The sequence below is a fragment of the Rhodanobacter sp. FW106-PBR-R2A-1-15 genome (genome assembly GCF_058789735.1).
This window is the reverse complement of sequence record NZ_JBYTEM010000007.1, coordinates 39,606-56,854: the sequence shown is the minus strand read 5'-3', so window position 1 is coordinate 56,854 and position 17,249 is coordinate 39,606. Positions and strand designations below refer to the sequence as shown.

General features: G+C 71.1%; 18 protein-coding genes. 12 read left to right on the top strand and 6 right to left on the bottom strand.

The features are described from left to right. Positions 1 to 171: 171 nt before the first annotated feature. The 6 genes from AC3WTD_RS05810 to AC3WTD_RS05785 form a co-directional block, all read right to left on the bottom strand. Positions 172 to 1,584 (bottom strand): mercuric reductase, encoded by a 1,413-nt coding sequence (locus AC3WTD_RS05810; RefSeq protein WP_492613189.1) that lies wholly within the window; start codon positions 1,582 to 1,584, stop codon positions 172 to 174. Between the two features lie 262 nt (positions 1,585 to 1,846). Then, the gene (locus AC3WTD_RS05805; RefSeq protein WP_492613188.1) at positions 1,847 to 2,236 is read right to left on the bottom strand and encodes a TraR/DksA family transcriptional regulator; all 390 of its coding nucleotides are present in this window, start codon (positions 2,234 to 2,236) and stop codon (positions 1,847 to 1,849) included. Between the two features lie 117 nt (positions 2,237 to 2,353). Next, positions 2,354 to 3,640, bottom strand: a complete 1,287-nt coding sequence (locus tag AC3WTD_RS05800) for a S8 family serine peptidase (RefSeq protein WP_492613187.1) — start codon at positions 3,638 to 3,640, stop codon at positions 2,354 to 2,356. Beyond that, a complete protein-coding gene (locus AC3WTD_RS05795; RefSeq protein WP_492613186.1) occupies positions 3,637 to 4,269 on the bottom strand; it encodes an anti-sigma factor in 633 nt (210 codons plus the stop codon). The genes AC3WTD_RS05800 and AC3WTD_RS05795 overlap by 4 nt, the downstream gene beginning before the upstream one ends. Next, on the bottom strand, positions 4,266 to 4,850 hold the full coding sequence (locus AC3WTD_RS05790; protein ID WP_027491242.1) for a sigma-70 family RNA polymerase sigma factor: 585 nt from the start codon (positions 4,848 to 4,850) through the stop codon (positions 4,266 to 4,268). The genes AC3WTD_RS05795 and AC3WTD_RS05790 overlap by 4 nt, the downstream gene beginning before the upstream one ends. A gap of 78 nt (positions 4,851 to 4,928) precedes the next feature. Next, entirely contained in the window at positions 4,929 to 5,726 is a 798-nt protein-coding gene (locus AC3WTD_RS05785; RefSeq protein WP_492613185.1) for a hypothetical protein, read from the bottom strand. A gap of 377 nt (positions 5,727 to 6,103) precedes the next feature. Between AC3WTD_RS05785 and AC3WTD_RS05780 the strand changes: the two genes are divergently transcribed. The 12 genes from AC3WTD_RS05780 (at position 6,104) to AC3WTD_RS05725 (ending at position 17,238) form a co-directional block, all read left to right on the top strand. Further along, positions 6,104 to 6,541 carry a sugar 3,4-ketoisomerase gene (locus tag AC3WTD_RS05780; RefSeq protein WP_027491244.1) on the top strand — a complete coding sequence of 146 codons (438 nt, stop codon included), beginning with the start codon at positions 6,104 to 6,106 and terminating at the stop codon, positions 6,539 to 6,541. Continuing rightward, complete coding sequence (locus tag AC3WTD_RS05775; RefSeq protein ID WP_027491245.1) at positions 6,526 to 7,191, top strand: acetyltransferase; 666 nt, start codon at positions 6,526 to 6,528, stop codon at positions 7,189 to 7,191. The genes AC3WTD_RS05780 and AC3WTD_RS05775 overlap by 16 nt, the downstream gene beginning before the upstream one ends. Before the next feature lie 7 nt (positions 7,192 to 7,198). Continuing rightward, positions 7,199 to 8,146 carry a glycoside hydrolase family protein gene (locus tag AC3WTD_RS05770; protein WP_492613184.1) on the top strand — a complete coding sequence of 316 codons (948 nt, stop codon included), beginning with the start codon at positions 7,199 to 7,201 and terminating at the stop codon, positions 8,144 to 8,146. After that, positions 8,133 to 9,065, top strand: a complete 933-nt coding sequence (locus tag AC3WTD_RS05765; RefSeq protein ID WP_492613183.1) for a GNAT family N-acetyltransferase — start codon at positions 8,133 to 8,135, stop codon at positions 9,063 to 9,065. The genes AC3WTD_RS05770 and AC3WTD_RS05765 overlap by 14 nt, the downstream gene beginning before the upstream one ends. After that, positions 9,065 to 10,207: a DegT/DnrJ/EryC1/StrS family aminotransferase gene (locus AC3WTD_RS05760; protein WP_492613182.1), complete on the top strand. Its 1,143-nt coding sequence runs from the start codon at positions 9,065 to 9,067 to the stop codon at positions 10,205 to 10,207. The genes AC3WTD_RS05765 and AC3WTD_RS05760 overlap by 1 nt, the downstream gene beginning before the upstream one ends. Continuing rightward, positions 10,204 to 11,454 carry an O-antigen translocase gene (locus tag AC3WTD_RS05755; protein ID WP_492613181.1) on the top strand — a complete coding sequence of 417 codons (1,251 nt, stop codon included), beginning with the start codon at positions 10,204 to 10,206 and terminating at the stop codon, positions 11,452 to 11,454. Before AC3WTD_RS05760 ends, AC3WTD_RS05755 begins: the two co-directional genes overlap by 4 nt. 2 nt (positions 11,455 to 11,456) lie before the next feature. Further along, complete coding sequence (locus AC3WTD_RS05750) at positions 11,457 to 12,401, top strand: glycosyltransferase family 2 protein (protein ID WP_492613180.1); 945 nt, start codon at positions 11,457 to 11,459, stop codon at positions 12,399 to 12,401. Further along, positions 12,398 to 13,561: a hypothetical protein gene (locus tag AC3WTD_RS05745; RefSeq protein WP_492613179.1), complete on the top strand. Its 1,164-nt coding sequence runs from the start codon at positions 12,398 to 12,400 to the stop codon at positions 13,559 to 13,561. The genes AC3WTD_RS05750 and AC3WTD_RS05745 overlap by 4 nt, the downstream gene beginning before the upstream one ends. Next, on the top strand, positions 13,548 to 14,387 hold the full coding sequence (locus AC3WTD_RS05740) for a Wzz/FepE/Etk N-terminal domain-containing protein (protein WP_492613178.1): 840 nt from the start codon (positions 13,548 to 13,550) through the stop codon (positions 14,385 to 14,387). The genes AC3WTD_RS05745 and AC3WTD_RS05740 overlap by 14 nt, the downstream gene beginning before the upstream one ends. Before the next feature lie 77 nt (positions 14,388 to 14,464). After that, positions 14,465 to 15,304, top strand: coding sequence for a class I SAM-dependent methyltransferase (locus AC3WTD_RS05735; protein ID WP_492613177.1), 840 nt, complete (start codon positions 14,465 to 14,467; stop codon positions 15,302 to 15,304). Between the two features lie 3 nt (positions 15,305 to 15,307). Continuing rightward, the gene (locus tag AC3WTD_RS05730; RefSeq protein ID WP_027491254.1) at positions 15,308 to 16,543 is read left to right on the top strand and encodes an amidohydrolase family protein; all 1,236 of its coding nucleotides are present in this window, start codon (positions 15,308 to 15,310) and stop codon (positions 16,541 to 16,543) included. Beyond that, positions 16,540 to 17,238, top strand: a complete 699-nt coding sequence (locus tag AC3WTD_RS05725; RefSeq protein ID WP_492613176.1) for a class I SAM-dependent methyltransferase — start codon at positions 16,540 to 16,542, stop codon at positions 17,236 to 17,238. The genes AC3WTD_RS05730 and AC3WTD_RS05725 overlap by 4 nt, the downstream gene beginning before the upstream one ends. The last annotated feature ends 11 nt before the right edge of the window (positions 17,239 to 17,249 follow it).

Below are 17,249 nucleotides of genomic sequence, written 5' to 3'. Positions count from 1 at the left end.
TGATTCCTTGCGGATGATCCGTGCGCAATGGCGTTTCCCTGCAGGAGATCCATGCACGACCACCCATGCGGGAATACCTGTCGAATGATGTGCCTTGGCACCGTTTTGAATCGGTGAAAATCGGCGCGTCCGTGCGCGGGGCACGCCGCTCCCGGCGGGATGATCGCGTGGTCAGTGCGTGGCTGCCGCGGGCATGGCCGGTGGGTTGGCAAACAGTACCGTGAGGCCCTCGGCGATCGTGGGGTGGGTAAAGATGGTGTCGCGCAGGGCGGTGTAGGGAAGTCCGGCCAGCATCGCGGTCTGCACCACCGCGATCACCTCACCTCCCGACACGCCCAGCGCGGTGAAGCCGAGCAGGCGATCGCTGTCGGCGGCCACCAGCGCCTTGAGAAATCCGCCCGTCTCGGACAACGTGCGGGTGCGCAACACCGCCGCCATCGGCGTGCGGGCAACGCGGTAGGCGATGCCGGCGCGCCGTGCCGCCGTCTCGTTCAGCCCGACCCGGCCAAGCTCCGGATCGGTGAACATGCAATACGGCACCAGCCGGTCCCGGGTCGTGCGCTGGCCGCCGGCGAGGTTGTCCCTGACCACCCGGAAGTCGTCGAACGCAACGTGGGTGAACTGCGGACTCCCCGCGCAGTCGCCTATCGCCCACACCCCGGGCGCGCTGGTCTCCAGGCGTTCGTTGACCTGCACATAGCCGCGCGCATCGAGGTTCACACCCGCGACGTCGAGACCGATCGCCTGCGTATTCGGCGTGCGTCCGGCCGCCACCAGGATGTCGCTGCCCTCGATGACCTTGGCGCCCGTCGCGGTCTGCACATGGCAGCGGACCTTGTCGCCGGAGCGACCCTCGACCCTGATCGGCCGGGCATTCAGCTCGACCGCGATACCTTCGTCGGCGAAGCGCCGCATCAGCAGCTGCGCCACGTCGGGGTCCTCGTGGCCGGCCAGTTGCGGGCCCTGCTCCACCACCGTGACGCGACTGCCGAAGCGCCGCATCGGCTGTGCGAACTCGAGGCCGACATAACCCCCGCCCAGCACGATCAAGTGTTCCGGCACGTGGTCCAGTTCGAGCGCCTCGACGTGCGTGAGTGGCGTGGACTGGTGCAGGCCCGGTACGTCGGGGATCGCCGCACGGGTACCTAGATTCAGATAGACGAGCTCGCCGCTAAGCACGCGGGTGCCGCCATCCTGCAGTTGCACCTCGATCGTCTTCGGTGCGATGAAACGGCCTTCGCCCATGATCAGCTCCGCGCCGCTGTTCGCGTAGTTGTTGCGGTGGATCGTGATCAGCTCATTGACCATCGTGCGCTTGCGCTCGCGCACCCCCGCCATGTCGATGCCGACCGGACCCGCAGCGATGCCGAACTCCTTGCCGCGGCGAACCAGTGATGCCACATGCGCGCTGTGGATGATGTTCTTGCTCGGCAGACAGGCGATGTTCGGACAGGAGCCGCCGATCCAGCGGCGTTCGATCACGGCGACGCGGTGGCCAGCCCTGGCCATGGTCCAGGCCAGGTATTTTCCCGATTCGCCGCTGCCGAGGATGAGGAAGTCGTAGTGTTGCGGGCTGGATGCCATGGTTGCCACCGGTGACGGTAGACGATCAGAAAGACGGCGTGTGGTTTGCTCTACGGGAGAGTCCGTAAAATAGGTTTGTCCGTGTTGGCGGCGCGTCAACACAGAAACGCAGGTCAATGCGTGAGGGATTCGAGCACGCGGGAACGCCGGCATGCCCGGGCAGTTCGGGCGATCCCGTCAACTGCGTCTGCATTCGCCCGCAACCCGGATATCGGAGCGGCGTCGCCGACACGCCCGCGGCCGGCCTGCTCCGTCGGACGGACTAGCGCGCCGCGTCGGCCTCCTGGCGGCGTTCTTCCTGCACGGTGAGGTTCGCTTCGGGTGCGCTTTCGAGCCGGGCCCGCGGGATCGGCTCGCCGCTGAGGTCCGACCGGCCGTAGCTGCCTTCTGCGATTTTCTGCAGTGCACGCTCGATGTTCGCCACGCGGCGATCGTCCACGTTGTGCAGGGCCTGGTCGACTTCCCGCCGCGACAGATCCTGCGCGTCGTCCTCTTCTTCTTCGGCCTCTTCGCCATGCTGCAGCTGGAACGCCCGCTTGCCGGCCAGATCGTTTTCCTCGCCGCCAAGCAACTGCTTGCGCAACGCCAGCAGGCGCAGGCGCTGCTGCTCGACGAACTCCTGGCTCAAGTCGGCGTGCCGCTTCGGCGACATGGGATGCTCCTGACCGTGGCACCCGCACCTGGGCGCCGGGTTACATTGCGATCAGCCGGGTGAATGCGCTGTGTAAAAACCACCAGGCGAACTGCCGCCCGATAGGGCGCCGCCCGCTCAGCGGGAGGCTTGCGGCGTGCCGCGCAGTTCCGTCACGGCGGTGGCGGCGTTCACTTGCAGCACGCCGCCGGAGAGTCTGCTGCTGCGTAGCAGCAGGTCGCGGATCGCGCGCACGTCCAGCCTCGGCGCCAGCGACAGCAGCAGGGCGGCCATGCCGCTCACGTGCGGCGCGGCCATCGATGGCCCGGAGGTGAAGTCGTAGCCGCCGCCGGGCTGGGTGGTCAGGATGTCGTGGCCGGGCGCGCTGAGCACGCCGGGCGGCGCCGCCGACGGGCCGCTCACCCTGACCAGCAACACGCCGGGCGTGCTGTCGGGGAAACCCGCCAGGTTGCCCTCCGGCGGGATCGCGGCGACCACGATGCGGCCCTGCTGCAGGATCTGCACCAGCAGCAGGTCGAGCAGCGGGTCGGCGGGGCCACCGAGGCTCAGGTTGATGATGCGGTCGTCGGTGTCGATGATCGCAGCCAGCGCCTTGGCCAGCGTGAAGGAGTTGCAGCGCGCGCCGGCATTCGGCGTGGACGGATACCAGCAGGCCTTGTACACGCTGAGCTGGGCCTGCGGGGCGATGCCCACGATGCCCAGGTGGTTGTCGCCGACCGCGGCGATGACGCCGGCGACCTCGGTGCCGTGGCTGTCGTGGTCGAACGCCGCCGCGTCGTCGTCGACCAGGTTGTGCGCGTCGTGGATGCGCCCCTGGAGGTCGGGATGGGTCAGGTCGACGCCGGTGTCGACCACCGCCACGCGCACCCCGCGACCCTCGCTGTAACGATGCGCGCGCGCCGCCTCGGTCTCGATGAAGCCGCGCTGCAGGCCGACGTAGGGGTCGTTGTACGCGTGCCCGCCGCCGGCGCTTTTCGCGTACATGGCGTAGTCGTGCAGCGGTTGTGCCAGCTGCACGCGGCGGTCCGCGGCGAGCGCCTGCAGCAGGCTGTCGCGGCTGGTGCCGGGCGGCGGCTGCAGCACGATGCAGTACAGCTTGAGTGCCTTGATCGGCCAGCCGGCGAGCTCGCTGAAGGCGTAGCGCTGGCGCAGCGCGGCCAGCGTCGAGGCCGCCTGCTGGCCGGCGCCGTAGTAGCGCGACGGGGCGTAGCCGAGCACGCTGGAGCCGGCGTGGATCGGCGGCGACTGCAGCGGGTTGGCGACCGCCAGGATGATGTCGCGCTGGCTGTCCATCGCGGCCGCGTCGCCGGCCGTCATGCGGCCGGGGCCGGTGGCCTGCGGCGGGGTGGACGCGCACGCGGCCAGGGCGAGCGCCATGACCAGAACGGGCAGGCCGCGCTTCATGGCGTGGCGAGGGGCTCCGCCAGCACGATGCCGCGCGTGCTGCGCAGCTGCTGCAGCGCCTGCTGCGTGGTCGAGGCGGAACTGGCCGGCGCCACCGTATAGGCGCCGACGTCGTTGGGGCCGGCCACCACCTGCAGCCGCAGCGCGTGCAGCAGCGCGTTCCAGTCGGCCAGCGTCATGCCGGCGTCGGGCACCACGCGGATCGTCCCCGCCAGCGCGGGCTGGCTTGGCTGGCTCAGCGTGCGATAGGCGGGCGCGCCGTCCGCCGACCACAGCTTCACGCCGAGGATGCCGATACCGAGCGCCTGCACCAGCACCGCGGCGACCAGCGCGCGGTTGATCCAGCCGGCCGCGCGCGGGCGCGCCGGGGCAGCCGGCGCCGCGGGCGCGTCGAGGCGCTGCAGCAGGCGGCCCAGTCCGGCCTCGAGGTCGGGCGCGAGCTGCGCCGGCAGCGACAGCGCCAGCCGCAGCCGGCCCTGCTGGGCGAACTCCGCGCGGCAGGCCGCGCATTGCGCCAGGTGGCCTTCCAGCCACGCGCCCTGTTCCGCCGTGGCGCTGTCCTGCAGCACCCACGGCATCATTTCCCAGGCGCGTACGCAGTCCTTGCCGGAATCCAGCGGGAACGTCATGGCATGGCCTCGGTGTGTTGGGGCGGCTCGCCGGCCAGGCTCGGCAGCACGTTGCGCAGCTTGACCCGCGCATGGAACAGACGCGCCTTCACCGTGCCCACCGGACACTGCATGATTACCGCCACCTCGTCCAGGCTGTGCCCCACGCCGTAGACCAGCTCGATCACCACGCGCTGGTCCGCCGACAGGCGGTCGAGCCCCTTGCTCAGCCAGTCGCGCAGTTCGCGGTCCTCGTCCAGGTCGTGGACGGCGCTGCGCTCCTCGCGGCGGGGATCGTCCTCCACCGGCGCGTCGCCGTACTGGCGCAGGGTCTTCAGCCCGCTGCGGTAGGCGATGCCCATCAGCCAGGTGGAGACGCGCGAGTCGCCGTGGAAGCTGCCGGCCTTCTGCCAGGCGATCCAGAAGCAGTCGTTGATGACTTCCTCGATGACGTCGGCGCGGCGGGTCAGGCGGCCGAGGAAGCGGCACAGCCGGCCGTGGTAGCTGCGGTACAGGATGCCCAGCGCGGCACGATCACCGCCTGACATGCGCTGCAGCAGCATGCGGTCGGTGACGTCGGAGTCGAGCTCGTCGTCGTGCATGGGATCCTCGCTTGGGTCGAGGGACGGTGCCGGGTTGCTGGATGGGTGCCGCGTCAGTGCGGAAAGGTTGCCTCCGGGTCAGAACGAGCGCGAGACGGTGAGCACCCACGGCGAGGCGTCCAAGGCATCCGATTGCCAGCGCGTCCGCGGGTCGGCCAGGATGCGCTGGGCTTCCACCCGCCAGGCCCCGCGGCTCCACAGCAGCCCGAGGTGGCCGTAGCGCCGGAACTCCGCCGCCGGGCGCTGGCGGTAGCTGCCGGCGCGGGCGTATTCGGAGGGGCCCGGGCGGTCGTAGCCGTAGCTATCGTACGGCGCGATCGGAGTCTGCGCGATACCCGCGCCGGCGGACAGCGAAAGCTCGCGCGTCAGCGGCCACTGCAGGCTGACGTCCGCGACGCCGCGCAGCCGGTTCCGGCCGCCGATCACGTGGATTGCCGACAGGCCGAGGGTCAGCACGTCGCGATAGCTCCAGCTCAGCCCCGCTTCGGCGCGGTCGAACGCGCGCGAGCGCGAGCTGCCCTGGTAGCGGTAATAAAGCAGGTTCGCCTGCATCTGCCAGTTGCCGGCCAGCGCCCATTGCCGCGAGGCCTGCGCCAGCGCCGCCAGCAGGCGGCCGGGCGAACGTAGCCGCGTGCTGCCGGACAGGCCCAGCGACCAGCCGGCCGGGAAGGTCCACGAGGCAGTGCCCTGCAGGATCGGCGTGTCGGGGGTCATCGCCTGGCCGCGGTCCACCAGTTGCGAGCTGAGCGCGGCCGCGCCGTTGAAGGCGACCTGCGCATGCAGCGCCGGCGCCAGGCTGGCCGCGGCGAGCAGCAGCGCGAGCGCGCCGCGGAAGACCCGACTGCCGCGCGCGCGATACACGTGCGGCCGCGTCACCGGCGCCTCAGCCGCACGCGCGCCACACCGGCCGGAGCGCACCGCAAGCCGGGGTGCGGCGGGGGACCGTGCTGCTTGCCAGAGCGTCGTCAAGCCCATCGGTGCGTGATGAAACGGCCAGTATTGATGCCGGCGGCGTTCGCGCCCACCCGGGCGGGAAGGCGCGGGGAGTTTCCATCGTGCTGCGCTGGCCAGAGCATGTCATGGATGCAGGGTCCCAAGGTAGCCGCCGCGAGTCCGGCGCGGCCGCCGTGAGCGTCGCCCGCATGACATCGGAGTCGCTGCCGCCCGGCGAGGTTCCCGCCGCAACCTTTCGCGCGCCGGGCGGCACCCAGTGAGGTCGGTCCTCCCCTCGACATCACTGCCGGGCCCGGAACATGGAAATCGAACGCATCCCGTTGCAGAAGCACGGCGACAGCCGCGGCATGCTGGTCGCCCTGGAGCAGGACCGGAACGTGCCGTTCGTGATCCGGCGCGTGTACTACCTGTTCGCCACCCACGACGGCGTGCACCGCGGCCGGCATGCGCACCGCCACCTCAACCAGCTGGCGGTGGCGGTGCGCGGCTCGGTCACCTTTCTGCTGGACGACGGCACGGGCAAGGTGCAGGTGGTGCTCGACGACCCCGCGTACGGCCTGCACCTGGGCAGCATGGTGTGGCGCGAGCTGTACGACTTCAGCGAAGACTGCGTGCTGATGGTGCTGGCCGACCACGTGTACGACCCGGCCGACTACATCACCGACTACGCGGCGTTCCTGCGCGAGGTGCGCGGCCCGGTGTACCAGGAGGGCCTGGCCGCATGCCAAAGCCTCTAGTCCTCGTCGGCGCGGGCGAGTTCGCGCAGATCGCCTGCGAGTACTTCGAGCACGACGGTGACCGCGACGTGGTCGCCTTCAGCGTCGAGCGCGACTACCTCGCGCAGCCGCAGCTGGCCGGCCGCCCGGTGGTGGCGTACGAGACGCTGGAAGCACATTACCCGCCAGCCGGGTTCGACGTGTTCGTCGCGATACCGGCCAGCCAGCTGAACCGCCTGCGCACGCGCTTCTACCTCGATGCGAAGCGCCGCGGCTACCGACTGGCCAGCTACGTGAGTTCGCGCGCCTTCGTGTGGCGCAACGCCGAGGTGGGCGAGAACAGCTTCATCTTCGAGGGCAACGTGGTGCAGCCGTTCGTGCGCATCGGCGACAACTGCGTGCTGTGGAGCGGCAACCACGTGGGCCACCGCACGGTGGTGCACGACCACGTGTTCGTCGCCTCGCACGCCGTCATCTCCGGCTACTGCGAGATCGGCCAGAGCAGCTTCGTGGGCGTGAACAGCACCTTCAACGACCACGTGAAAGTCGCCGCCGACAACGTGATCGGCGCCGGCGCGCTGGTGACCCGTGACACCGAGCCGGGCCGCGTCTACGTCGGCTCGCCGGCGCATGCGCTGCCCGGCAAGTCCAGCCTCGACGTGAGGCTGTGACGCGCGCATGTTCGCCTGGGCCAAGCAAGGGCTGATCTTCGACACCGCGCGGCAGGGGGTGGGCGGCTGGATGCGCCACTCGGCGCTCACCCCCACGCCGTACCGCCTCGACGACGAGCTCATCCGCGTCTATGCGGGCTTTCGCGATGCCGACGGGGTCAGCCGGATCGGCTACGTCGACGTACGCGCGGACGACCCCGCGAAGGTGGTGCGGGTCAGCGCCGAGCCGGTGCTCGACATCGGCCGGGGCGGCTGCTTCGACGACAGCGGCATGATCCTGGGCGACCTGGTCGACGCGCCGGGCGGCCTGCACCTGTTCTACGTCGGTTTCCAGCGCGTGGCCCGCGCCAAGTTCCTGGCCTTCACCGGTCTGGCCATCTCGTGCGACGGCGGCAACAGCTTCCAGCGCACCCAGGACACGCCGATGCTGGATCGCGCGCCCGGCCGCAGCACCATCGCCGCGGTGCATACGGCCATGTACGAGAACGGCCGCTGGCGCCTGTGGTACGCGGTGGGCGACGACTGGGAAAGCATCGGCGGCCAGCCGTTCCCGCGCTACCACATCCGCCACGTGGCGACGGACGACCTCTCTGCGATCCCGCGTGCGGACCAGGTCTGCCTGCGCCCGCAGGGCAGCGAATACCGCATCGGCCGGCCGCGCGTGTACCGCTACGGCAGCCGCTACCTGATGTACTTCACCCGCGGCAACCTCAATGGCGACTACTTTCCCGGCGTCGCCGCCAGCGACGACGGCATCGCGTGGCAGCGTCGCGACGCGAGCCTGGGCATCGCGCTGTCCACCAGCGGCTGGGACTCGCGCACGCTGTGCTACCCCGCGCTGATCCGCCGGCGCGACCGGCTGCTGATGTTCTACAACGGCAACGACATGGGCGTGGACGGCTTCGGCCTGGCCACCGCCGACGATGCGGAGGGAGCCGCCGATGTGCAGCGTTAGGCCCTACACCGCTGCCGACGTGCAGGCCTGGGACGCGCTGGTCGGGCGTTCGCGCAACGGCAACCTGCTGCACCGGCGCGGCTACATGGATTACCACGCCGAGCGCTTCGTCGACCAGTCGCTGGTGGTCGAGCGGCACGGCGAGGCGGTGGCGGTGTTCCCCGCCAGCCGCCAGGGCAGCGTGGTGACCAGCCACGCCGGCCTCACCTACGCCGGGCTGCTCACCACGCAGGAGCTGCGCGCCGAGTCGACGCTGGGCGTGTTCGGGCAGATCGCCCGCCACTACCGCGCGCTCGGCGTGGAGCGGGTGATCTACAAGGCGGTGCCGCACATCTTCCACGCCTACCCGGCCGAGGAGGACCTGTACGCGCTGCACTGCCTGGGCGCGCGGCTGCAGCGGCGCGACCTCTCCTCGGCGATCGCGCTGCGCGAGGCGTTCCACTTCTCGCAGGGCCGCCAGCGCGCGGTCAACAAGGCGCGCAAGGCTGGCATCGAGCTCAAGCCCGCCGCCGACCCGGCACAGTTCCACGCGCTGCTGAGCGAGGTGCTGCGCAAGCACGACGCGCGGCCCACCCACAGCCTGGCGGAACTGCGCCTGCTGCAGGCACGCTTCCCGCAGCAGCTGGTGCTGCACGAGGCGCGCCGCGAGGGCGAGCTGCTGGCGGGCGTGCTGGTCTACGACCTCGGCAAGGTCGCGCACACCCAGTACATGGCCGTGTCGGAGCAGGGCCGCAGTGCCGGCGCGCTCAGCTTCCTGCTGGCCGAACTGATCGGCGGCGTCTACGCCGACCGCGCGTACTTCAGCTTCGGCATTTCCACCGAACAGGAAGGACGCGTGCTCAACGGCGGCCTGGTCACGCAGAAGGAATACTTCGGCGCGCGCGCGGTGGTGCACGACTTCTACGAGTGGCCGCTGTGATGGCCGGCGCCGTGAGCGAAGTCGCCCTGGCCGACGTGCCGTTCCTCGACGTCGGGGCGATCAACGCGCGCCACGCCGACGAGCTGAAGGCGGCGGTGGCGCGGGTGATCGACTCGGGCTGGTACGTGATGGGCGCGGAGCTGGCGGCGTTCGAGCGCGAGTTCGCCGCCTGGTGCGGCGTGCCGCACGCGCTGGGCGTGGGCAACGGGCTGGATGCGCTGGCGCTGATCCTGCGCGGCTACCGGCAGCTCGGCGCGCTGCGCGAGGGCGACGAGGTGATCGTGCCGGGCAACACCTTCATCGCCGGCTTCCTCGCGGTCAGCGCCAACCGGCTGCTGCCGGTGCCGGTGGAGCCCGACCCGTCGAGCTTCAACCTCGACCCGGCCTGCGTGGAGGCGGCGATCGGGCCGCGCACACGCGCGATCATGGCGGTGCACCTGTACGGCCAGCTGGCCGACATGCCGGCGCTGGCGGCGCTGGCGCAGCGGCACCGGCTGCTGCTGATCGAGGACGCCGCGCAGGCGCATGGCGCGGCGTGCGACGGCCGCCGCGCCGGCGCGTTCGGCGACGCCGCGGCCTTCAGCTTCTTCCCGGCCAAGAACCTCGGCGCGCTGGGTGACGGTGGCGCGGTGGTGACCGCCGACGCGCAGCTGGCGCGACAGGTCGCGGCGCTGCGCAACTACGGTTCGGAGGTGAAGTACCGCCACCTCTGGCAGGGCGTCAACTCGCGGCTGGACGAGATCCAGGCGGCGATGCTGCGGGTGAAGCTGCGCCACCTCGACGAGGATGTCGCGCGTCGCCGCGCAGTGGCGCGCCGCTACCGCGATGGCATCCGCCATGCGCAGATCCGGCTGCCGCAGGTGACGCACGAGGAGGGTCACGCCTGGCACCTGTTCGTGGTGCGCTGCGCCCGGCGCGACGCGCTGCAGCGGCACCTGCTCGCGCACGGCATCCACAGCCAGGTGCACTACCCGGTACCGCCGCACCGGCAGCCGGCCTACCCGGAGCTGCACCAGCTGCGGCTGCCGCTGACCGAACGCCTGCATGACGAAGTGCTGAGCCTGCCGATGGACCCCACGCTGGGCGACGAGGCGGTGCAGCGGGTGATCGACGCCTGCCAGGCATTCCGGTGTCCGCCATGAACATCGCGCGCGCCGGCTTCTACTCCGGCCTGGCCACCGCGGCGCGGCTGCTGGCGGCGCTGGTGGTGGTCAAGCTGGTGGCGTGGTTCGCCGGGCCGGAGGGCGTGGGCAAGCTGGGCCAGTTCATGAGCCTGATGTCGCTGCTGGCGGTGCTGGCCGGCGGCGGCATCAGCGCCGGCATCGTGAAGTACGTGGCCGAATACCGCGAGGATCCACAGCGCCTCGCGCGCCTGCTGGCCGCCGCGCTGTGGTACGCGCTGTGCGCCTCGCTGCTGATGGGTTGCCTGGCGCTGGCGTTCAGCCGGCCGCTGGCGTCGTGGCTGCTCGACGACCCGGCCTACGCGGGGCTGATCCGCGTGCTGGCCGTGGCCCAGCTCGGCATCGCGCTGGTCAACTACATTCTGGCCGTGGTCAACGGCTTCATGGACGTGCGCCGGCTGGCGCTGATCCAGGTGCTGGGCTCGCTGCTCAGCATCGCCACGGTGATCGCGCTGGCGCGCTGGCTGCAGCTGTACGGCGCGCTGCTGGCGCTGGTGCTGGGCCAGCTGCTGTGGCTGCTGGTCGGGCTGCCGGCGTGGTGGCGCAGCCCGTACTTCCGGCGCAGCATGCTGCGGCTGCGCTTCGACCGCGAGATGACCTGGCGGCTGGCCGCGTTCTCGGTGATGACGCTCACCGCCGCGCTGGTCTCGCCGCTGGTGAACATCGCGGTGCGCGACCACCTCGCGCTGCAGCTGGGCTGGCAACAGGTCGGTTACTGGCAGGCGGTGGGCAAGGTGTCGGACGCCTACCTGCTGTTCCTCACCGCGGCCATCAACATCTACTACCTGCCCAAGCTGGCCTCGATCCAGGGGCGCGACGCGCTGCTGGCCGAGCTGCGCCATGCGTACCGTTACATCCTGCCGGTGGTGGTGCTCCTGGCCGCCTCGGTGTACCTGCTGCGCGAGCCGCTGACGCGCTGGCTGTTCAGCGCGGACTTCGCGCCGGCCAATGCGCTGTACGCGCCGCAGCTGATCGGCGACGTCATCAAGATCGCGGCCTTCATCCTTTCCTACGTGATGCTGGCCAAGGCCATGACGCGGCTGTTCGTGATCTCCGAGTGCGTGTTCGCGGCCAGCTACCTGGCGCTGGTCTACGTGTTCACCGCGCGCTTCGGCCTGGTCGGCGCGATGTACGCCTTCGCCGCCAACTACCTCGGCTACCTCGCCTTCAACCTGCTGGTCGTGCGGCGCTACCTGGGAGGGCTGTGACGATGGCGTACGACGTATCCGTAAGCGCCGCGCCGCCGCTGGTCTCGGTGCTGATTCCGGCGTTCAACCACGAGCGCTTCGTGCGCCGCTGCCTGGACAGCGTGCTGGAAGACCCGTACCCGGCGAAGGAGCTGATCATCATCGACGACGGCTCGACCGACCGCACCGGCGCGCTCATCGCCGACTGGGTGGCGACGCACTGCATGGACATCCCGATCGAGTACGTGCAGCGCGGGAACCGCGGCATCGCCGCGACCCTCAACGAACTGGCGGCGCGCGCGAACGGCGAGTTCCTGCGCCCAGGCGCCAGCGACGACTATCTGCTGCCCGGCGGGCTCGACGCCCAGGTCCGCTACCTGCAGGAACACCCGGGCAAGGGCGCGGTGATCGGCGATTCGATCGTGGTCGACCAGGACGACCGCAAGCTGCACGACAGCGGCATGTGCGACCTGCACGGCGCCGACAAGAGCCTGTACCGCTCCGACGACGGCATCCGTCGCGCGGTGATCCGGCAGTGGGCGGTGGGCGGGCCGGTCGCGCTGATCCGCAAGAGCGCGCTGGACACCGTCGACCGCTGGAGCGAAGGGCTGCGCATCGAGGACTGGGACCTGTTCCTGCGCCTGGCCGCGCGCGACGCGCTCGGCTTCATCGACGTCGGCGTGTGCGCCTACCGCATGCACGACGCGAACCTGAGCCGCACCCGGCACCTGGAGACGCGCCTGGGCAACCTCGCCGAATCGCGGCACATCGCGCTGCGCCGCGCCGGCCTGTTCGACGAACCGTACCGCACCCTGCTGCGCGCGCAGGCGCACTACATCGACGCCAAGATCGCCTTCCTGCAGCGCCGGCCGGGGTCGCTGCTGGCGCACGTGGCGGCCTACCTGTCGCTGGTGCTGGCGGCGCGCACCCGGCCGCCGCCGCCGACGCCCCACGCGGGGCTGCCATGAAACAGCTGCTGCGGCTTCCCTCCAGCTGGCTCGGCCTGCCGCTGCTGTTCGCCTGTGGGCTGACCTGGTTCACCTATGACCTTTCCGTCGACTACCTGCAGGGCCTGTTGCTGCTGGCCCTGCTCGCGGCGGTGATCATCCTGTTCGACGTGCAGGCGGGCGTGCGGCTGCCGGAGTTCGCGCGTTTCCGCGCGCGCCACTACGCCGGCACCCGCGAGGCGTTCCTTGCGCTGGCGCTGGCCTGGCTGATCGTGCTGTTCTGCGTGTTCGACCTTACGCTGTTCCCGATCCCGCTGTTCGACAAGCCCTCGGCCTATGCGGTGATGGACGGCGGCCGCGCGCACGTGCGGCACGTCTCGGACATGTGCTGGGTGCTGCCGCCGATCGGCCTGCTGTGCGCACGCAGCCGGCGGCTGCGCATTGCGCTGATCGCCATCGGCTTCGTGTTCCCGGTGCTGGTGATCGACCGCAACCGGCTGTTCGCCACCTTCTTCTCGTTCGCGCTGGTGCTGGTGCTGCGCCGGGACGAGACGAAGCCGCTGCCGTGGAAAACGCTGCTGCTGCTGGCGCTCGCCGGCAGCAGCATCTTCTCGATTCTCGGCATGCTGCGCTCGGGGCCGCTGGACCACGTCACGCTGCCGTTCAGCGCGGCGTACCACGCCGCGCCGCAAGCTATCAAATGGCTGCTGCTGTACGCCAGCGCCGGCCCCTACAACTTCAGCGCGATCCTGGCCAAGGGCTACCGCAACCCCGACTTCCTGATCAACCAGCTGGTGCCGCTGCACGGCTCGGTGGCGACCGCCGGCACCGGCATCCCGCTGGATGCGTCGAACATCAACGTGGGCACCGAGTTCTTCCCGTTTCTGCTGGCGTTCGGTCCGGTGGGCGCCGCGCTGTCGGTGTTCGCGCTGTACGCGCTGTTGCTGTGGAGCGTGCAGCGGCTGCGCTCGGCGGTGCCGCTGTTCTCCCTGCTGATGTTCCTGCGCATGGCCTATGTCGGCGTGATGTCGCCGTTCGCGCCGCAGGCGTTCACCTGGACCAACGCCGGCTTCATCGGCATCTGCCTGGTGCTGCCGATCATCGCCAGCTGGCTGCCGAACCGGCGCGCATTGGCCCCTTCACCTTCCATCCAGCGAGTGGCGAACCATGGAACGCGATGAAATCTACCTGATCGACCTGTGGCGGATCTTCACTCGCCAGTGGCTGTGGTTCGTGCTGGTGCTGGTGCTGACCCTGGCCTGCACCTACGCCTTCGCACATTTGGTGAAACGCCAGTGGGAAGCGACCGCGTGGATCCAGATCGCGCAGGTCGGCTCGGTGCCGGCGGGCCAGGACCCGAAGGTCGAGCCGCTGCAGCGGGTCACCGAGCGGCTGCAGCTGGTGCCGTTCCAGAACCAGGTGCTGGCCAGCGCCGGCTACGCGAAAACCACGCCGGTGGCGCGGCTCTACCGCAACAGCCTGAAGCTGGAACCGATGCTCTACGCCGGCTCGCTGGTCAAGCTGACCGTGCGCGCCTACTCGCCCCAGCAGGCCGGCGAACTCGCTGCGGCCACGGTGGCGCGGCTGCGCGCGGTGCACCGGGAGCTGGAGGAGCCGCCGCTGCAGGCGGCTCGCGCGCGGCTGGTGCGGATCGAAGCCGACTTGGGCACCGCCGAGGCCGACCACGCCCGCTACCAGCAGGCGGCCGAGCCGGGCGGCTTGCACGCGGTTGGCGGCAAGGACATGGCAAACCCGGTGTTGGCCAGCCTGCTGCTGGCCAACAAGAACGAAGAGGTGCGCGGCCTGACCCAGCAGCGCAACGATCTCGTCGAGCGCCTCGGGCCGGCCTACACCTACGACACCTCGATGGTGTGGCCGGCCTACGTGCCGGAGAAGCAGGCCTTCCCGAACCCCGAGCTGACCTATGGCCTCGGCCTGCTGCTGGCGCTGTTCCTGGGCGCCTCCGCGGCGCTGGCGCGGGACGTGGCGCGGCGTTCGCGGGCGTGACCGCCGCGCATTCAACCAAAGCGGCCGCGGCCGGCACTCACGGCCAGAGCCATCGAGGCGGCGGAACGCGGATGGGCATGAACGGACAGCACAAACTCGAAGGCGCCGGCATGTCGCTGGACGACGCGCAGCTGCTCGACACGCAGCATGCCTTCGACAGCGTCGCCGCGGACTACGACGGCCCGCGCGGCAACAACGAGCTGATCCAGCGCATGCGCCTGACCATGTGGGACACCATGCAGGGCGAGTTCCCGGTCGCCGCGCGCCTGCTCGACCTCGGCTGCGGCACCGGCATCGACGCCGTCGAGTTCGCGCGCCGCGGCCACCAGGTCGTCGCCAGCGACTGGTCGCCGCGGATGGTCGAGCGCACCCGGGCGCGCGCGGCGGCGAGCCTGTCGCCGCAGGTGCGCGCCATCCACCTCGGCATCCAGCAGCTGGACCGGCTCGACGACGCGTTCGATGGCATCTACTCGAACTTCGGCCCGCTGAACTGCGTGTCGGACCTCGCCGGCGTGGCGGCCGAGTGCGCGCGTCTGCTGCGCCCCGGCGGCCGACTGGTGTTCTCGGTGATGGGTCGGATCTGCCCGTGGGAACTGGGGCACTACGCGCTGCGCGGCCGCTTCCGCCGCGCCGGTGTGCGCGCCGCGCGCGGCGCCACCGCGGTGGGCATGAACCGCCACACGGTGTGGGCCTGCTATTACCTGCCGCGCGAGTTCTACCGCGCGTTCGCCGGCCACTTCGCGCTGGCCGGCTATCGCGCGCTGAGCCTGTTCATGCCGCCGCCCTACCTGGTCGACTACTGCCGCCGCCACCCGCGCTGGTGCGAGCGGCTGGGCCGGCTCGACGACCGCTTCGGCGCGCTGCCGCTGCTGCGCGACATGGGCGATCACTTTCTGATCGTGCTGCGGCGGCGCTGAGCGATGGACGTGCTGCAGGCCGCGCTGGATGTCAGCCTGTGCCGCGCGGCGACGGTCACGCCGGCGGCAACCTCGCGCGCGCCGCTGCCGATCCGCGCCGGGCGCATCGGCGCTTCGCTGGCCGCGCGGGCCTGGCGCATCGACCTGCGCGACCACCTGATCTTTCCCGGCCTGGTCAACGCGCACGAGCACCTGCACGTCAACGCCGTGCCGCCGCTGCGCCACGGCGCGCCGTTCCCCAACAGCTACGCCTGGATCGCGGCGTTCCAGGCGCACTTCGCCGACCCCGCCGTGGCCGCCGCGCTGCGGGTGCCGAAGGCGCGGCGGCTGCGCCACGGCGCGCTGAAGAACCTGCTTGCCGGAGTCACCTGCGTGGCGCATCACGACCCCTGGCACGCGGCGTTGGACGCGCTGGATTTCCCGGTGGCGCTGCTGCGCGACTACGGCTGGAGCTACGCGCCGGGCTGGCCCGGTTACGGGCCGCCGGTGCAGGAGAGCTTTGCCGCCACGCCTGCCGATCGCCCGTGGCTGATCCACCTGGCCGAGGGCACCGACGCCATCGCGCAAGCGGAACTCGATCAGCTGGATCAACTGGGCTGTCTCGCCGCGAACAGCGTGCTGGTGCACGGCGTGGGCCTGCGCGAATGCGACATCGACCGCGTGCTCGCCAGCGGCGCGGCGGTGGTGTGGTGCCCGACCAGCAACCACCGCCTGCTCGGGCGTTCGCTCGACCCGCGGCGGCTGTGCGCGGCGGGGCGGCTGGCGCTGGGCAGCGACTCGCGGCTCAGCGGCGCGCGCGACCTGCTCGAGGAGATGCGCGGCGTGGTCGAGCGCGGCGAGCTCGGCCCCATGCAGGTGCTGGAGCTGGCCACCACCGCGGCCGCGCGCATCCTGCGCCTGCCTTCGCGCGGCAGCCTTGCGCCGGGCGCGCGGGCCGACCTGGTGATCGTCGAGGACCGCGGTGGGGGCCCGGCCGGCAGCCTGACCGGCGTCCGCCGCAGCGACATCCGCGCGGTGGTGCGCGACGGCGTGCCGCGCATCGCCGATCCGGATTTCGCCGCATGGTTCGCCGCCGCCGGCGTGGACACGGTGCCGGTAACGCTGGACGGCAAGCCGAAGCTGCTGGCCGCGGCGCTGGCCGAGCCGGCGCTGCTCGCGCTCGAGCCCGGACTCGAACGCGTCGCTGCGCGCAACGACCGCGCGCGCGATGCCACTGCCGAAGCCAGGTGCTACCCATGACCGCCCAGCCCACGCTCGAACCGCGCGCGGCCTACGCGCTGTGGGCGCCCGGCTACCCGGCGCGTGCGCACAACCCGGTGATGCAGGCCGAGGAGCGCGCGATGCTGGCGCTGATGCCCGCCAGCCTGCGCGGGCAGGCCGTGCTCGACGTCGGCTGCGGCAGCGGGCGCTACATGCTGCACGCGCTGCGCCGCGGCGTGGCGCGCGTGACCGGCGTGGATCTTTCGCCGCACATGCTCAAGCGCGCCGACACGGAACTGGCCGCGCTGCATGCCGGCGTGCCGGTCGCGCTGGTGCAGGGCAGCGTGGCCGCGCTGCCGCTGCCGGATGCGCAGGCGGACTTGACCGTCTGCGGCCTGGTCGTCGGACACCTCGACAACCTCGAACCAGCGCTGGCCGAACTGCGCCGGGTGACCCGGCCCGGCGGCACGCTGCTGTTGAGCGACGTGCATCCGATCGGCCATGCGCTCGGCTGGCGGCGCGACTTCAAGGCCGGCGGCCTGAGCTACGCCGTGCGCCACACGCCGCATCTGTACAGCCACTGGCACGCCGCCTGCCTGGCGCTCGGGCTGCAGATCGAACAGGTGCTGGAACCCATGCTCGACCCGGCCGACGTCCCCGCCGGCGCGCACTTCGACCGCATGGCGCTGGAGGTTCCCGTCGCGCTGGTGTTCCAGCTGCACCGGGCGCCCTAACGCCGCTTGCC

Coding starts and splice junctions, on each gene's coding strand:
- AC3WTD_RS05755 (WP_492613181.1), top strand. CDS start 10,204: ATGAACATCGCGCGCGCCGGCTTCTACTCCGGCCTGGCCACCGCGGCG.
- AC3WTD_RS05765 (WP_492613183.1), top strand. CDS start 8,133: ATGTGCAGCGTTAGGCCCTACACCGCTGCCGACGTGCAGGCCTGGGAC.
- AC3WTD_RS05730 (WP_027491254.1), top strand. CDS start 15,308: ATGGACGTGCTGCAGGCCGCGCTGGATGTCAGCCTGTGCCGCGCGGCG.
- AC3WTD_RS05795 (WP_492613186.1), bottom strand. CDS start 4,269: ATGACGTTCCCGCTGGATTCCGGCAAGGACTGCGTACGCGCCTGGGAA.
- AC3WTD_RS05780 (WP_027491244.1), top strand. CDS start 6,104: ATGGAAATCGAACGCATCCCGTTGCAGAAGCACGGCGACAGCCGCGGC.
- AC3WTD_RS05800 (WP_492613187.1), bottom strand. CDS start 3,640: ATGAAGCGCGGCCTGCCCGTTCTGGTCATGGCGCTCGCCCTGGCCGCG.
- AC3WTD_RS05770 (WP_492613184.1), top strand. CDS start 7,199: ATGTTCGCCTGGGCCAAGCAAGGGCTGATCTTCGACACCGCGCGGCAG.
- AC3WTD_RS05735 (WP_492613177.1), top strand. CDS start 14,465: ATGAACGGACAGCACAAACTCGAAGGCGCCGGCATGTCGCTGGACGAC.
- AC3WTD_RS05760 (WP_492613182.1), top strand. CDS start 9,065: ATGGCCGGCGCCGTGAGCGAAGTCGCCCTGGCCGACGTGCCGTTCCTC.
- AC3WTD_RS05745 (WP_492613179.1), top strand. CDS start 12,398: ATGAAACAGCTGCTGCGGCTTCCCTCCAGCTGGCTCGGCCTGCCGCTG.
- AC3WTD_RS05725 (WP_492613176.1), top strand. CDS start 16,540: ATGACCGCCCAGCCCACGCTCGAACCGCGCGCGGCCTACGCGCTGTGG.
- AC3WTD_RS05750 (WP_492613180.1), top strand. CDS start 11,457: ATGGCGTACGACGTATCCGTAAGCGCCGCGCCGCCGCTGGTCTCGGTG.
- AC3WTD_RS05790 (WP_027491242.1), bottom strand. CDS start 4,850: ATGCACGACGACGAGCTCGACTCCGACGTCACCGACCGCATGCTGCTG.
- AC3WTD_RS05810 (WP_492613189.1), bottom strand. CDS start 1,584: ATGGCATCCAGCCCGCAACACTACGACTTCCTCATCCTCGGCAGCGGC.
- AC3WTD_RS05740 (WP_492613178.1), top strand. CDS start 13,548: ATGGAACGCGATGAAATCTACCTGATCGACCTGTGGCGGATCTTCACT.
- AC3WTD_RS05775 (WP_027491245.1), top strand. CDS start 6,526: ATGCCAAAGCCTCTAGTCCTCGTCGGCGCGGGCGAGTTCGCGCAGATC.
- AC3WTD_RS05805 (WP_492613188.1), bottom strand. CDS start 2,236: ATGTCGCCGAAGCGGCACGCCGACTTGAGCCAGGAGTTCGTCGAGCAG.